The sequence below is a fragment of the Asticcacaulis taihuensis genome, from assembly GCF_900100255.1.
Classification (GTDB): Bacteria; Pseudomonadota; Alphaproteobacteria; order Caulobacterales; family Caulobacteraceae; genus Asticcacaulis; species Asticcacaulis taihuensis.
In genome coordinates this window covers 156,383-170,763 of record NZ_FMTS01000005.1, presented here as the reverse complement: position 1 = coordinate 170,763, position 14,381 = coordinate 156,383, and the positions used below count along the sequence as shown (strand labels likewise).

The 14,381-nt window shown below is 61.4% G+C and carries 13 protein-coding genes; 4 read left to right on the top strand and 9 right to left on the bottom strand.

The features are described 5' to 3' along the window. Positions 1 to 12: 12 nt before the first annotated feature. The 4 genes from BLO49_RS13165 to BLO49_RS13150 all read right to left on the bottom strand — a co-directional run bounded on the left by BLO49_RS13165 (position 13) and on the right by BLO49_RS13150 (position 5,664). Positions 13 to 1,356 (bottom strand): glycoside hydrolase family 53 protein, encoded by a 1,344-nt coding sequence (locus BLO49_RS13165; protein WP_245679028.1) that lies wholly within the window; start codon positions 1,354 to 1,356, stop codon positions 13 to 15. A 55-nt stretch (positions 1,357 to 1,411) separates the two neighbouring features. Continuing rightward, the gene (locus BLO49_RS13160; RefSeq protein ID WP_090649460.1) at positions 1,412 to 3,058 is read right to left on the bottom strand and encodes an EAL domain-containing protein; all 1,647 of its coding nucleotides are present in this window, start codon (positions 3,056 to 3,058) and stop codon (positions 1,412 to 1,414) included. Between the two features lie 93 nt (positions 3,059 to 3,151). Beyond that, a complete protein-coding gene (locus BLO49_RS13155) occupies positions 3,152 to 4,954 on the bottom strand; it encodes a sensor histidine kinase (protein WP_090649457.1) in 1,803 nt (600 codons plus the stop codon). A gap of 56 nt (positions 4,955 to 5,010) precedes the next feature. Beyond that, a complete protein-coding gene (locus BLO49_RS13150) occupies positions 5,011 to 5,664 on the bottom strand; it encodes a TetR/AcrR family transcriptional regulator (RefSeq protein ID WP_245679027.1) in 654 nt (217 codons plus the stop codon). 118 nt (positions 5,665 to 5,782) lie between these two features. On the opposite strand from BLO49_RS13150, the gene BLO49_RS13145 reads away from it, so the two are divergent. From BLO49_RS13145 to BLO49_RS13130, 4 genes are all read left to right on the top strand, one after another. Further along, positions 5,783 to 7,249 carry an efflux transporter outer membrane subunit gene (locus BLO49_RS13145; protein ID WP_090649451.1) on the top strand — a complete coding sequence of 489 codons (1,467 nt, stop codon included), beginning with the start codon at positions 5,783 to 5,785 and terminating at the stop codon, positions 7,247 to 7,249. 20 nt (positions 7,250 to 7,269) lie between these two features. Further along, the gene (locus BLO49_RS13140) at positions 7,270 to 8,376 is read left to right on the top strand and encodes an HlyD family secretion protein (protein ID WP_090649448.1); all 1,107 of its coding nucleotides are present in this window, start codon (positions 7,270 to 7,272) and stop codon (positions 8,374 to 8,376) included. A 195-nt stretch (positions 8,377 to 8,571) separates the two neighbouring features. After that, on the top strand, positions 8,572 to 10,119 hold the full coding sequence (locus BLO49_RS13135) for a DHA2 family efflux MFS transporter permease subunit (protein WP_090649445.1): 1,548 nt from the start codon (positions 8,572 to 8,574) through the stop codon (positions 10,117 to 10,119). A gap of 239 nt (positions 10,120 to 10,358) precedes the next feature. Continuing rightward, entirely contained in the window at positions 10,359 to 10,922 is a 564-nt protein-coding gene (locus BLO49_RS13130) for an OmpA family protein (RefSeq protein ID WP_090649442.1), read from the top strand. 3 nt (positions 10,923 to 10,925) lie between these two features. On the opposite strand, the gene BLO49_RS13125 is transcribed toward BLO49_RS13130, so the two are convergent. Genes BLO49_RS13125 through BLO49_RS13105 form a run of 5 tightly spaced genes read right to left on the bottom strand, consistent with a single transcriptional unit; the run spans position 10,926 to position 14,370 of the window. Further along, positions 10,926 to 11,291 (bottom strand): nuclear transport factor 2 family protein, encoded by a 366-nt coding sequence (locus BLO49_RS13125; RefSeq protein ID WP_245679026.1) that lies wholly within the window; start codon positions 11,289 to 11,291, stop codon positions 10,926 to 10,928. Further along, positions 11,281 to 11,997, bottom strand: coding sequence for a lysophospholipid acyltransferase family protein (locus BLO49_RS13120; RefSeq protein ID WP_090649739.1), 717 nt, complete (start codon positions 11,995 to 11,997; stop codon positions 11,281 to 11,283). Before BLO49_RS13120 ends, BLO49_RS13125 begins: the two co-directional genes overlap by 11 nt. Before the next feature lie 8 nt (positions 11,998 to 12,005). Continuing rightward, positions 12,006 to 12,668, bottom strand: a complete 663-nt coding sequence (locus BLO49_RS13115) for a YdcF family protein (RefSeq protein ID WP_090649436.1) — start codon at positions 12,666 to 12,668, stop codon at positions 12,006 to 12,008. A 35-nt stretch (positions 12,669 to 12,703) separates the two neighbouring features. Next, positions 12,704 to 13,600, bottom strand: coding sequence for a cell division protein FtsX (locus tag BLO49_RS13110; protein WP_090649433.1), 897 nt, complete (start codon positions 13,598 to 13,600; stop codon positions 12,704 to 12,706). After that, positions 13,597 to 14,370 carry a cell division ATP-binding protein FtsE gene (locus tag BLO49_RS13105; protein ID WP_090649430.1) on the bottom strand — a complete coding sequence of 258 codons (774 nt, stop codon included), beginning with the start codon at positions 14,368 to 14,370 and terminating at the stop codon, positions 13,597 to 13,599. Before BLO49_RS13105 ends, BLO49_RS13110 begins: the two co-directional genes overlap by 4 nt. Between the last annotated feature and the right edge of the window lie 11 nt (positions 14,371 to 14,381).

The following is a 14,381-nucleotide window of genomic DNA, read 5'->3' as shown; positions in this document are numbered from 1 at the left end:
TGTACTACAATATTATGGCTGTGGCCTTCCCAACACAACCGACCCGCCGGATGCCGGCACCGTCACGTCCAGCGCCTCTGCATCGCCCAGCGCGTCTGCATTTTCCGCCGTGCCGACCAACACATGACCGCCCGGCCGCAGCCAGGCGGTATAGGTGAATTGCCCACCTACTTTCTGCATGGCCACAGCTATACCGCCGGTGAAATCACCGCCGAGATATTGCGCCGCCTGACCATGATCCGGCACCGTGAAGGTGACCGCCACCGGCCAGACATATGAGGCTTTCGGCCATTCCAGCGCCGGCAGGGCCTTGCCCTTATAGTCGAAGAAGGCGGCGTTTTCCCAGTCTGACCCTTGCGCCCAGCGCGTGCGGCACTTGGTCGACACCCAGGCCGGCTCCCAGTAGACGACGCCGATCCCGCCGGCATCGAGCGTCTGCTGCATCAGGTCGTGCATGTATTTTGCCTGCCCGGACACCGAGACCGGATAGTCCTTCAGGGCATAGGCAGAACCCAGCAGATTATTGGCACTGTCGGCCGGCATGTCGGTGAAGGCATAGCCGGTCTCGACCACCACCACCTCCTTGCCGAATTTGTAGTGAATCCGGCGAATGGTCTCGGCCAGGCCATTCATGTCTTCCTTCGACCAGCGGCTGTAATAGCTCATGCCGATGATGTCATAGCCGGTGACGCCGGCCTTCGTGGCGGCATCGAACCACGGCTCGATATTTTCCGGCTGGGCGATGTGCAGCATGATTTCCGGCTTTATGGAACTATCTGCCGAAGCATCGCGTACGCCCCTGATCCCGGCATTGAACAGCTTCGCATTGCGCGCCCAGTTGATGGCGACATGCTCTTCCGGCTGGGTGCGCAGAATCTCACCATTGGTCTCGTTGCCCACCTGCACCATTTCCGGCATCAGCCCCTTGGCTTTCAGCGCATTCAGCGTATTGAGCGTATATTGATAGAGCGCCTTCGCCTGATCGTCCTCGGAGAGACCGGCCCAGGCGGCCGGCACCAGTTGCTTGCCGCCATCGGCCCAGTCATCGGAATAGTGGAAATCGAGCAGCACCTTCTGCCCCTGCGCTTTCGCGGCGGCGATGGTTGTTTCGACATCGGCCAGGTTGGAATAGGGCGTCCATTTGGCATCGACCCAGATACGGACGCGAACGAGATTATGGCCCGACTGCGCGAAGATCCTGTAGGCGTCGGTCTCGCCCTTGTAATCGTACTTTGCACCGCAAGCCTTCATCTCGTTGACATAGGAAAGATCGGCACCGAACCAGTAGTCGCGGGCGTCAGCGGCGGTTCCGGCTAACAGGGCGATGGCGGGCAAAAGGGAAATCAGTCTGTGCATTTTCATAAAACCTAAGATGCGCCAGATCGGATTTTCCGCCTAATTTTCCGCCAGTCTACCCCCAGCTTTCGCTGAACCCTTTGCGCTTGCCGACCACCAGCGGCTTCGGCGTGTCGATCTGTGGCTTCGGCTTGCCGAACAGATAGCCCTGGCCATAGCCTATGCCCATTTCCTGGCATAGCGCCGCCATGGCGTCATCTTCGATCATTTCGGCCACTACCTCGGTATGCAGATCACGGCACAGATGACTGACCGAGCGCACCAGGGCGCGCTGACGGGGATTGTCGCGGGCCTCCTTGAGGAAAGGCCCGTCGATCTTGACGAAATCGACATCGAAATGACGCAGATAGGTATAGGTGGCCGCGCCGGCGCCGAAATCATCGAGGCAGACCCGGTAGCCCGTGCGCTGCAGCCAGCGCAGGAAGGTGGCGGCAGCCTCGATATCCTCGATGGCGTTGGATTCGGTCAATTCGAACATCAGCCTCTGGCTCACACCGCCGGCGCCACCCAGCAACTGGCGCAGATGCTCGCGGAACTGGTCGCCCTGGATCGACAGGCCGGAAAGGTTGATGGCGATGGTCGCGCCCTCATGCCGTCCCAGGGTCTCGATCGCCTTCCTGGCCACCGCCAGGTCGAAATCCTGCACCAGCCCCAGTTGCTCGGACAGGCGGATGGTATCGAAGGGCGCCCGGCCGTCGGCGAAGCGCAGCAGGGCCTCGTAATGGTGCGTCGTGCGATCGGCCAGGCATACCACCGGCTGATAGAACAAAGTGTATTTGTCGCCGTCGATCAGGGCGCGGATGCTGTCGAAATGCTGGACCGTTTCGGCCATGGCCGATTTCAGACCCTGCGCCAGCGAACTGATCGGGCTGCGCTCTGGCCGGCAGAAATCGCTCAGGACATATTGCAGGGCCTTGGCGATGCTGTCCTGATCCAGATTGCCGGTGGAGAGTTCGAGATTGAGTACAGAGGGGGAAAGACTGTTTTCCGGCAGGCCCGCGGCCACGGCCGCCGCGCGGATATCGCGCGAAATGACTTCAGGCGAGGCCCCTTGCCCCTTGGCGGAAGGGATGTAGCTGAAGGCTTCGTCTGATAACCGCGCCGCCGCGCTGCCGCCCACGGCCTGGGCGCGCAGGACCGAACTGATCTCGCCCATCAGCAGGTCTGTCTGATCCTTCGGCAACTGGCGCATGGCCTGGGAAAGGCCGGCGACGCGCACCAGCTTCATATCCTTCGGCGCGGTCTCCCCCCTGACGCCGATCTTCCGCGTGGCGAATCCGAGATAGGCATCGAGATCAAGCAGACCGGCTTGCCCGTCCGCCGTGGTTTGCGCCACCACGCCATCCGACAGAACAGTCAGGCTGATAAAGGTGCTGCCCTCGCCGGTGCCGAGGTAACAGGCCCCCATATTGACCAGCAGGGGCGGGCCTTCTGCCTGTTGCAGATTCAGGCCGCAGGGTTCGATGCGGCCGATCGTTTTGGCGCGATTGAACAGGTGGCGGGCAAAGGCGCGATCGATCGGGATAAAGATATCAGAGACGTCTCGCCCGACCACGCTTTCGCCCAGTCCGCTCAGCAGGGCCTGGGTGGCGCCGATCGTCCTGATGATACGAAAGTCGCTGTCCGCCTCGATCAGCAGATCCGCGGCCGCCAGGGAAAAGGCGATATAGCGGTCGCGTTGCGTCTTGAGATCGTCGGTCATTCCCGTCCCCGAAAGGCTGCTTATTTTGCAGCCGGTCGCGGTCAGGCTACTGACTAAGTCTTAAAATACAACTTACCCGCAAGATTAACAGGGTTATTGCAGGTCGAGCTTCATATCCGCCAACAGGGCGCGCAGATATTCGCGGTTGATGCGGTCTTCATCTACCGGCGCATGTTTTGTTGGCGCAGACGGCACGGCGTCGATACGCGGCCGGGGCGGCGCATAGGCCGGAGGGGACTGAGGCGTGTCAAAAGTCTGTCGCCTCAAGGTACGCGGTACGGGCACGGCTTTCGGATCGGGTTTCATCTCGGGCGCATCCACCCAGTCGATGGGGATTTCAAACCACACATTGGTGCCTTCGCCTGGCCGCGACACCACGCCGATATAACCGCCGAGACTTTCGACGATCGCCTGGGCGACGGACAGCCCCAGGCCATGCTTCTTCTTGCCGCCACTGAAGAGAGTGCGCGCCTGTGCTTCCTCCATGCCGATGCCGCTATCGCGAACACTGACATGCAGGCGGATTTCCGGTTTCAGTGTCTGCGGATTTTCCGCCGTCACCTGGCTGGCGGTGACGCTGATGACGCCGCCCTGTGTGAATTTACAGGCATTGGCGATCAGGTTTTGCAGCACCTGCCGCACCCGCATATCGTCGAGACGCGCCTGCTTGCGGGTGAAATCGACAAAATGGGCGCTCAGCCGGGTTTGTGCAGCCTGGGCCTGAGGCGTGAAGGCTTCGACAGCCTCACTGATCATCGCGGCGACATCGATTATCTCGTTGTCTTTCTCACTGGACGCGGCCGGTTCATGGCTCAGCGCATCACCGATCAGCGTCTTCATTGCCTGCGCGGAGGTTTGCAGATGGCGGGCAAAATCGGCGATTTCGCTGCCGGAAACCGGCCGCGTTTCGATCATTCGGGCATAGCTGACGATCTCGTTGAGCGGCGCGCGCAGTTCGTCGGCAATATGGCCAAGGAAGCCTTCCTCGGCCGGGGTCGGGGCCGTCGCTTCGGTGACATCGCGCACCACAGCACACAGCCGGACCGGCGCGCCATCGCCATCATATTCGACCCCGCCTTTTGTGCGGATCAGGCGCGCGGTCTTGTCCCGGCGGCGAATAATGCGCAATTCGAAATCGAAATCCTCACCGGCATTGACGGCGCGCTGAAAGTGCTCAATCACGACCGGACGATCCTCCGGCTGATAGATATCGAGCTGCGTGGCCACCTGCGGCCGGTATGTCTTTTGATTCAGGCCCAGCAGGCCATACATTTCCCTGGACCAGACAACCTCACGGCTGACCAGATCTATCGTCCAGTAACCGAAGCCGGCCAGTTCCGCAGCGCGGTCCAGACGTTTTTGCTGCATGTGCAATATCCCCTGCATGTCACTGCCCGCGCCTTGCACCAGGGCCAGCAGGGTGGCCGCCTGGTCGGCGAATTTTGTCAGCACGGCCTGTTTCGTCGCCGGGAAATCCGTACGCGGCGCGGCATCGGCCAGGGCGAGAACGCCGATGATCCCGCCGTCATGCACCAGCGGCATATCGGCATAGAAACGGATATATGGGGCGCGCAGGACGGCGCTTTCCAGGAAATAGCGGGCATCGCGCGCGGCGTCTTCTATGCTCAGCCCCTCGCCGGCAATCAACGGACGTTCGGTAAAGGCAATGTCGTCCAGCACATCGATATTGGGGATGCCAAAGGCGGAGGTGGGCGTCAGGCCCTCCCCCTCACGCAGGCTTAAGGCAGCCATCGGTACATCGAAGATCGCCGCGGCCAGTTCACAGACGCCGGCGCATATCCGGTCGAAATCCGCCGCCCGGCGTTGTTTGCGCAGCAAAGCCTGCGCGTTCGGGCGAACATCAAAAGGCGTTGATTCGTCTGTTGTTTTGGCCATGTGAAACCCTTTGCTTAACGGACGTTAACCAAAAAGGTTTACACTTTGGTAAACACTTAGCCGGCGGACTTCGAACCGTAATAGGCCATGAAGATATCGACCGCCAGGTCGACCTGACGCGACAGATGCGCCTCGGTCGGCTGTGCCGCCAGGTTCATGATGCGCTTGAAGTGGCAGTCGCCGAAGATCAGGCTTTTCAGCACCATGGCCGCTTCCTGGCTGTTGGGCGCATTGATCTGGCCGCGCGCGTGGGCCGCCTGCAACAGATTGACCAGGTTGGAACCGCCCTGGCTCTGGATGACATTATGAAACATCTCGGCCAGTTGCGGATTGCGGTGGCTTTCCTCGACAATGAGCTGAAAGGTGCGGACCGCCTCATCCGACATGATCGCCGTCAGCAGTTCACGGCCCATGACCGCGAGCGTTGCGCGCAAGTCGTCCGTGCCGGTATGGGCCAGGAACAGGTCGGCAATCTGGCCGCACTGCTCGCGGATAATGGCCTCAAACAGGTCTTCCTTGCTGTTGAAATAGGCATAGAGGGTCGCCTTCGAACCGCCAAGGCGGCTCGATATCATCGACATGCTGGCGCCGGCATAACCGACTTCGTAAAATACGCTGCGCGCCACCTGGATGATGCGTTCGCGGCGTTGATCCTTAAAAGTAGGGGCTTCCTTGAAAGTTGCGGCGCCCTTCAAGGTTTTTGTTGGCATTTCCATAAAAATTTGTACCATACTGTACAGTTAGAGCTTGACTTGATTTGCATCTTAGCGCAAATAAACCGAACTGTACAGTACGGTTCACCTTTTTGTGTTTCAGGACCTCCTCCAGATGCCCTCCCCCCATAAATTTGAAGCGCCGGTTTTCTCGCGCGCCTTCCTGACGAAAGCGGCCAGCCTGAGCGCACTTGCAGCCGCCACCGCGCTGCTGGCCAACTGCGCGTCCGTGCCGGATTCCCATACTATTGCCCCACGCTCCGACCTTGCCGCCACGCAGAGCCTGCCGGCTGAATCGGGGGCCTGGCCGACGCAGGACTGGTGGAAAGGTTTCAACGATGCGCAGCTCGATGCCCTGATCGACGAAGCCTTCGCCAATTCGCCCGATATCCAGACCGCCGATGCCCGCCTGCAAAAGGCCGTGGCCTCCAGCGAACAGATTACCGAGGCCCTGAAACCCAGCCTGTCGCTCAACGGCTCGATCACCGAGACCCAACAGAGCCTGAACATGGGTTATCCGGCGGCCTTCCGCGACTTCCTGCCCAAGGGCTATCATCCGCTGACCCGCGCCACGATCGGCGCCAACTACGATCTGGGCCTGTGGGGCAAGGCGAAAGCGGCCCGCAAGGGCGCCTTCGCGCAAGGCAAGGCGGCGGAGGTCGAAAGCATCGCCGCCCGGCAGGATATCGCCGTGGCCGTGACCCGCGCCTATGTCGAGCTTGACCGGCTTTACCAGCAGCGCGACGACCTCGCCGCCGTCAAGGCCAACAGCGACTCCCGCCTGCAACTGATGCAGGCCCGCGCCGCGCACAACCTGGAACCGAAGGACTCGGTGCTGAATAATGCTGACGAGCAGGCCCGCCTGGCCGCCCGCCTTTCCGGCGCCGAAGCCGCCATCAAGCTGCAGAACAACCTGATCGCCGCCCTGGTCGGTGCCGGTCCGGATCGCGGCCTGACCATCCAGCGCCCCGCCCTCGCCCCGGTCGAATTTGCGTCCCTGCCTGCCGATGCCAGCCTGAATCTGCTCGGCCGTCGCCCGGATGTCGAAGCCGCCCGCCTGATGGTGGAAGCGCAAGGCCAGAACATCAAATATACCAGGGCCGACTTCTATCCCGATGTGAAGTTCAGCGCCGAATGGGGCCTCCAGGCGCTCGACTGGGATGGCCTGACCCGCCATGATTCCACAATCGGCAGCATCGGCCCGGCCATAAGCCTGCCCCTGTTTGCTGAAGGTCGCCTGCGCGCCCAGTATCGCGGCGCCGAAGCCGACTACAATTCGGCCGTCGCCAACTATAACAAGACGCTGGTGACCGCCCTGCGCCAGGTTTCCGACGCGGCGATCAGCACCAAATCGACCGCAGACCAGATCGCCGAAGCGAAGACCCGCGTCGACAGCGCGCAACAGGCTTATGACCTGGTCAATCTGCGCGTCCAGCGCAACCTGTCCAGCAAGCTCGACCTGATCGACGCCCAGGTCAAGCTGACCTCCGCCGAACTCGACCTGTCCGACCTGACCGCCCAGGCCTATAATAATCGCATCAGCCTCATCGCCGCCCTCGGCGGCGGCTTTCAATCGCATTAAGCACACACGAAGTTAGCATCATGCCCGATCAATCCTCCCCCTCGGCAACCCTGGACACCGCCGCTCCCGCCAGGCCCGTCAATTCCAAAGCCCGCGGCCCACTCTTTCTCATCTTCGGCGGCGTGGTTGCCGTGGCCGCTCTCGGCTTCGGCGCCTACACCCTGATCGAGGGCGGCAAGTCGGTCGAAACCGACAACGCCTATGTCGACGCCTCCACGGCCTCCATCACCCCACTGGTCTCGGCGCCGGTCAAGGTCGCCGACATCTACGAGACCAAGCCGGTCAAGGCCGGCGACGTGCTGGTGGTGCTCGACGACACCGACGCCAGGCTGGCGCTCGCCGCCGCCCAGGCCCAGCTCGATCAGGCCACCCGCCAGATCGGCACCTATTATGAAAACGACGCCACCCTGAAGGCCCAGGCCGATGCCAGTGCCGCCCAGGTCAATAACGCCCAGGCGACCTACGACAATGCTGTGAAATCCTATAACGACCGCAAGGCTCTGGCCGCCAGCGGCGCCGTTTCCGGCGAAGACGTGCAGAACGCCAAAACCGCCATGGACCAGGCCCAGGCGGCGCTCGCCACCGCAAAGGCCCAGGCCGCGGCCGCCGTCGGTCAGCGCGCCTCCAACACCGCCCTGATTTCCGGCGTCGGCGTCACCGAGAACCCGCAGGTCGTCGCGGCCCGCGTCAAGGTGGAGCAGGCCCAGCTCGATCTCGACCGCACCGTCATCCGTTCGCCGATCGACGGCATCGTTTCGCGCAATACCGTCGAGGTCGGCCAGCGCGTCCAGGTCGGACAGGCCCTGATGAGCATCGTGCCGATCCAGAGCGCCTATGTGAACGCCAATTTCAAGGAAGTGCAGCTCAAGAAGGTCAAGGTTGGCCAGCCGGTTGAACTGACCGCTGACGTTTATGGCGGCAGCGTCAAGTATCACGGCAAGGTCGCCGGCCTTTCCGGCGGCACCGGCTCCTCCATGGCCATTATCCCGGCCCAGAACGCCACCGGCAACTGGATCAAGGTGGTCCAGCGCGTGCCGGTCCGCATCTCGCTCAACCCGACGGAGCTGAAGCAACACCCGCTTCGTGTCGGCATGAGCATGAAGGCCAAGATCAGCGTTATCGAGTAAATACGACTAAAGCCCCCCTACCGTCAGCCCTTCGGGCTGCCACCTCCCCTAAAACTGGGGGAGTTACAAGGAAAATAGATGCCCTTATACCTCCCCAGTTTACTGGGGAGGGGGACCGCGCCCTTAAGGGCGTTGTGGTGGGGTCTCTTGCTTTCAATATGTGAGCCAAAATCCTATTTTGGAAAGTTGCGACCCATGTCCGCCACCACCGCCGACACAACCTACAAAGAACCCGTGCCGCTGACCGGCCTCACGCTCTGGCTCTGCGGCATCCTGCTGGCCATGGCTAATTTCGTCGCCATTCTCGACGTGTCCATCGCCAATGTCTCGGTGCCCAATATCGCCGGCGCGCTCGGCGTCTCCACCTCGCAGGGCACCTGGGTCATCACCTCCTACGCCGTGGCCGAGGCCATCGCCGTGCCGCTGACCGGCTGGCTGGCCTCGCGCTTCGGCACGGTCCGCGTCTTTTCCGTATCCCTGATCGGCTTCGGCATTGCCTCCTTCCTGTGCGGCATCTCGCCATCTCTGGAAATCCTGGTCATGGCGCGCATCCTGCAGGGTTTCTGCGGCGGCCCGCTGATGCCCCTGTCGCAAACCCTGCTGCTGACCATCTTCCCCAAGAAGCTGCAACCGGCCGCCATGGGCATCTGGGCCATCACCACCCTGGTGGCGCCCGTCGCCGGCCCGATGCTCGGCGGCACCCTGTGCGACAACTTCGGCTGGGGCTCGATCTTCCTCGTCAACGTGCCCGTCGCTATCGGCGCCGGCTTCCTCGTCTGGCGCGTTCTGTTCAGCCAGGAAACCCGGACCACGAAGGCCCGCGTCGATACGGTCGGCCTCGGCCTTCTGATCCTGTGGGTCGGCGCACTGCAACTGATGCTCGACCTCGGCAAGGAAAACGAATGGTTCGCCTCGCCCTTCATCATCACCCTGGCCCTCATCGCCGCGCTCGGTTTCATCTCCTTCCTGATATGGGAACTGACCGACGCCAACCCGATCGTCGACCTGCGCGTCTTCCGACACAGGGGGTTCTCCATCGCCATGGTCTGTATGGCGCTGATGATCGGCTCCTTCTTCGCCATCAATGTCATCGGCCCGTTATGGCTGCAAAATAACCTCGGCTGGACGGCCTCCTGGGCCGGCAACGCCACCGGCATGGTGGGTGTACTCGCCATTTTCGCCGCGCCGATTGCCGCGCAACTGGCCGTCCGGGTCGATCCGCGCCGCCTGATCTTCTTAGGCGTCGGCTGGCTGGCCATCATTACCTTCATCCGCGGCCTTTCCACCATGGAGATGAGCTTCGGTCAGATCGCTTTCCTGATCTTCCTGACCGGCGTCGGTATGCCCTTCTTCTTCATGCCTCTGCTGCAAATTTCGATGGGTTCCGTCAAGCCGGAAGAAACCGCCAATGCCGCCGGCCTGCAGAATTTCATCCGCACCATGTCGGGCGCCGTCGCCACTTCATTCGTCACCACCATCTGGGAAAACAACGCCACGAAAAACCATGAAGGCATTGTCGACAGCCTGAAGGGCATTCAGGCGTTCATCGATTCGCTGATGCAGGGCGGCATGTCACGCGAAGCCGCTATTGCGACGGCCGACCGGTTGGTGAACGCACAAGCCCTGATGATTTCGACCAATGGTGTCTTTATGGGCGCCGCCGTTCTGTTCCTCATCTGCGCCCTGCTGGTCTGGACCGTGCCGCGCCCAAAGGGACCGGTCGATATGTCCAACGTGCATTGATTATCACGTAATTTCACCTTTCTAGGCCGGTATTCCATACCCCCCAACCGGCCTTGAAAACGGCGGAGCGGCTCCCCTGACCGCTCCGCCTTCTTTTTGTGCGCCTGGCAGTGGCTTACCGGCCATGCCGAAGTCCCTTATTAATCCTTTATTAATTTGCCCTCTTTCCGTCTTTTTTTCCCGCTTATAGAGAATTTCAGGCCAACTCAGAGGCCCGCTTTTCATTCAATAGGTTCTTTATGATACGTTTCAAATCCATGGCGCTTCTGACGGCAATGCCGCTTATGATCGCGGTTTCCGGTTGCGCCAGCCATAAATATGTCGATGAAAAAATCACCACCGTGAACGGCCGCATCGACCAGAACGACGCACACCTGTCGCAACTCGACAAGACCACCCAGGATGCGCTCGACCGCGCCACGGCCGCTGGCAAGCTGGCCGAAGGCAAGTTCGTCTACTCCATTGTCCTCAGTGATGACTCGGCCCGCTTCGATACCGACAAGGCCGTCCTCTCGGAAGAGACCAAGGCAAAGCTGAGCCAGCTCGCCGAGCAACTCAAGACCGACAACAAGAACGTCTATCTCGAAATCCAGGGCTATACCGACGCCACGGGCACGGATGACATCAACTACCGCCTCGGTCAGGCGCGCGCTGACAGCGTCCGCCGCTTCCTGAACCAGCAGGGCGTGGCACTGAACCGCATGTCGGCCATCTCCTACGGCTCGGAACAGCCAGTGGCCCCGAACAATACCCGCGAAGGCCGCGCCGCCAACCGCCGCGTCGTCGTGGTGGTTCTGTCGTAAGGCTTAAGGGTGAGCCGGGGCCAGCCTAGGCTCACCCATCAAAAACCAGGCGCGCGCGATCAGGCTGTCTTCGATCTCATAGATGCCGATGACATCGACCTGACCGACGCCTTCTGGGAAATTGCGCGTCACCAGTTCGGTATCGACGACGCGATTGCCCATGACAATCCGGCTGACCAGATGCGCAAAGAGGTCCGGCTCCTGAAAGCGCAGGACATGCCGGGCGCGGATATCGGCATGGCCCCGCGCCAGCAGCACATCCGGATGCGCGAATATCTCGGCATTCTCCGCCCAGCAGGACATGAAGCCATAGATATCCTTCGCATTATAGGCATCTAACTGCCGGGCAACGATATCCTCAGCGCGCATGTTCCGCCACCAGGGCATTGGACGCAGTCTCCAGCCTTTCCTTCATCTGCGCCATCAGTTCACCGCGCTTCAGGCCGGCCGGCAGGGGCGGCAGGAACTCGAACACGACTGTACCCGGTTTACGGTCGATGCCGTGGCCGGGCCAGAACTGGCCGCTGTTGGTCGCCAGCAGGTGACAGGGCACTTCGAGATCACGATAAAGCGCCGCCACGCCCGGTTTGTAGACCGGATCGTCACCGACATCCGACCGCGTGCCTTCCGGGAAAATAAGGATCTGGCGCCCCTCATTCAAACGCGCGCGGCAGGCCGAAACCATGAGTTTCAGTGCCTTGGCAGCATCTTCGCGGCGGATGGCGACCATCTTGGTTCTCAGGGCGTACCAGCCCAGAAACGGCAGATAGATCAGCGAGTGTTTGAGCACGTAGGCCGGCCGCTTCAGCACAACGAAAGGCGCAATAGTATCGAGCATACTCAGGTGCTTGCCGGCGATCAGGGCCGGGCCATCCGGCCGGTGCTCCAGGCCGCGAAACTCGACCTTCACCCCCACGATCCAGCGCGCCCCGAAGAGCACTGACCCGGCCCACCAGCGGATAACAGCCATGGCGGCGGGTATCGGGAAAAGCAGCAGCGGCGAACAGAGAATACCAAAAAAGGCCATGGTTCCATAGAGCCACAGCATGAACAACAGAGACCGAATACGCGTAATCAGAAAACTCACGAAGCCGAACTCGCAGCCATGGCGTCTTCGGTGCCCGCCTTCGGCTCCGGCGCGCCGCCCTTGTCACCGAACTTGCGCGATATGCTCAATATGGCGTCACGGCCGAGAATGGCCATGTATTTGCAGTATTCAAGCACGATGATGCGCTGGCCCTTGCGCGATTTCCACCAGCCGCGTGCGTCGAGGTCCGGCGTGGCGACGGGATAGGGAATAAGGGTGGCCCCCGGCATATCGGCCTTCAGCTCCAGCAGCGAGCGCGGCATGTGATAATCCGAGGTGACGACGATCAGGGTATAGAAGTCGTGACCCCGCGCCCAGTCAGCGATTTCATGGGCATTGCCGACGGTATTTTCCGCCTGATAGCCGAGATCGACGCAGCATTCATAAAGCCGCTTCGAGCCTTCGGTCACCGCCATCAGTTCCGGCCGCTTGACCTCCGGATTGACCCCCGAAATGAACATGCGCGCGCCCTTACGGCGTTCCAGCAGGCGCATTCCGGCCTTGAGGCGCAGGTCAGATGCGCCCGTCAGCACGACTATGGCGTCCGCCGGTTCGGCGGGTTCGACGGCGGGGGTTGAATCGATGACGCGGTCGGCGAACGCGAACAGGCCGGCCGTCCACAGCAGGATAACCACGAACAGGGCGATCAGGGTGCGCATATGTTTGATAATATCAGCCTCCCCCTCAATACAGTTCAGTCATGCTGCGCCAGCAGCCGCAAGGTTACCATACGCGCGGTCAGGGCGCCGATCAACGCAACCAGGAACGGACATGGAATTAATATTAACAGGTCGGACCATGAAAAGGGAAGGGCTATGGCAAAGCTTTGTGAGGAACCTGTGGCTTTTATGAGCGCCATGACCGCACCCGCCAGACCCGCGCCCAGCAGGCCGGATTCAAACGCCATGCGGGCAAAGCGCCACTGGAAGCGTTCGGCGATGAAGATATCGCTGGCGCCGCACAAGGACAGCACATCGACGATATCGGCGCGGGCGGTCAGGCCGGCGCGGGTGGCAAACCCCACCACGGCGCCGGTGGCCGAGAATATGATGAAAAATATCCCCAGCGAAATCAGTCGGATGGTCAGGGCGCTTTGCTCGACATCCTTCAGCCAGGTCGAATGATCATCGATGCTGGCATCGATACTGGCATCAGTCAGGGCATTCATCATGGCCTGGGTCGTGGCCGGGTGGCGCTGGTCGAGCGTGACCTCCACCAGGTTGGGGATCGGCAGATCATCGAGCACGGCATCGCCCAGCCAGGGCTTGATCAGATCCTTGGCCTTTTCCGGTTCCAGCGCCGTCACCTGCCCCACCCCCTTGACGCCGGCCAGCACCTCCGCCGCCTTGGCCGCCGCGATGGAGCCGCTTTCCAGGCCGGTCGGACGCACCTGAACGGTTACCTCGGCGCGGATATCGCGTGACCAGCCGTGGGCGGCGCGATCGGATGCCATGACCACCATGGCCGCCATGCAGGCCAGGAAACACAAAACGCCGATGACATAATGCAGGGCCACCTCGCGCTGGTCCTGCTGCGGCAACAGCTTGCCGGCCTTCAAAACCCCGAGTTTTGCAACGATCGGCCCGATCATCGCACGCCCTCCGAAACGTCCCGCTGAAATAACTGCCCCTGGCGCAGTTCGAGCACCGGCATACCGGACGCCTTCACCAGACCTTCATCATGGGTGGCGATCAGCACAGTGGCGCCCAGGCGGTTCAGCTCGATGAACAGGCGCATGATGCGCAGGCCCATGGCGTAATCTATATTGCCGGTCGGTTCGTCCGCCAGGATCAGGGTTGGACGCGTCACCACGGCACGGGCGATGGCCAGGCGCTGCTTCTCGCCACCGGAAAGCACATTCGGCATGGCATCGAGCCGGTTTTTCAGCCCCACCCAGTTGAGCAGTTCGGTGACATCATCATGATATTCGTGGAAATGCGCGCCATGAACAAACAGCGGCAGGGCCGCATTATCAAACACATTCAGATGCTCAAGCAGGCGGAAATCCTGGAAAATGATGCCGAGGCGGCGGCGCAGGCCGGCGGTCTGGGCACGGTCATGCGGCCGGATGGTTTCGCCGAACAGCTCGATCACGCCGGTGGTCGGTTTCTGCGCCAGATAGATCATCTTCAGCAGCGAGGTCTTGCCCGAACCCGACGGCCCGGTCAGGAAATGAAACGACCCGGCCGGCAGCTCGAAATTGAGATTTTTCAGGATCAGGTCGTCTTCGTTCAGCCCGGCGGCCAGTGTCTTTGGCATCCCCAGGTCATAACCCAGCGACACGCCATGGAAGGCCACAACAGCCTCCGGTTCCGCGTGGCGGCGCGGCTGGCGATCGGTGTCTGATGGCGGGGTCGTCATATCAGCTTTGC

Bases quoted from the DNA above. Each gene is read 5' to 3' on its own strand.
- BLO49_RS13105 (WP_090649430.1), bottom strand. From the start codon at position 14,370: ATGACGACCCCGCCATCAGACACCGATCGCCAGCCGCGCCGCCACGCG.
- BLO49_RS13110 (WP_090649433.1), bottom strand. From the start codon at position 13,600: ATGATCGGGCCGATCGTTGCAAAACTCGGGGTTTTGAAGGCCGGCAAG.
- BLO49_RS13165 (WP_245679028.1), bottom strand. From the start codon at position 1,356: ATGCACAGACTGATTTCCCTTTTGCCCGCCATCGCCCTGTTAGCCGGA.
- BLO49_RS13140 (WP_090649448.1), top strand. From the start codon at position 7,270: ATGCCCGATCAATCCTCCCCCTCGGCAACCCTGGACACCGCCGCTCCC.
- BLO49_RS13160 (WP_090649460.1), bottom strand. From the start codon at position 3,058: ATGACCGACGATCTCAAGACGCAACGCGACCGCTATATCGCCTTTTCC.
- BLO49_RS13125 (WP_245679026.1), bottom strand. From the start codon at position 11,291: ATGCGCGCTGAGGATATCGTTGCCCGGCAGTTAGATGCCTATAATGCG.
- BLO49_RS13150 (WP_245679027.1), bottom strand. From the start codon at position 5,664: ATGCCAACAAAAACCTTGAAGGGCGCCGCAACTTTCAAGGAAGCCCCT.
- BLO49_RS13115 (WP_090649436.1), bottom strand. From the start codon at position 12,668: ATGCGCACCCTGATCGCCCTGTTCGTGGTTATCCTGCTGTGGACGGCC.
- BLO49_RS13130 (WP_090649442.1), top strand. From the start codon at position 10,359: ATGATACGTTTCAAATCCATGGCGCTTCTGACGGCAATGCCGCTTATG.
- BLO49_RS13155 (WP_090649457.1), bottom strand. From the start codon at position 4,954: ATGGCCAAAACAACAGACGAATCAACGCCTTTTGATGTTCGCCCGAAC.
- BLO49_RS13145 (WP_090649451.1), top strand. From the start codon at position 5,783: ATGCCCTCCCCCCATAAATTTGAAGCGCCGGTTTTCTCGCGCGCCTTC.
- BLO49_RS13135 (WP_090649445.1), top strand. From the start codon at position 8,572: ATGTCCGCCACCACCGCCGACACAACCTACAAAGAACCCGTGCCGCTG.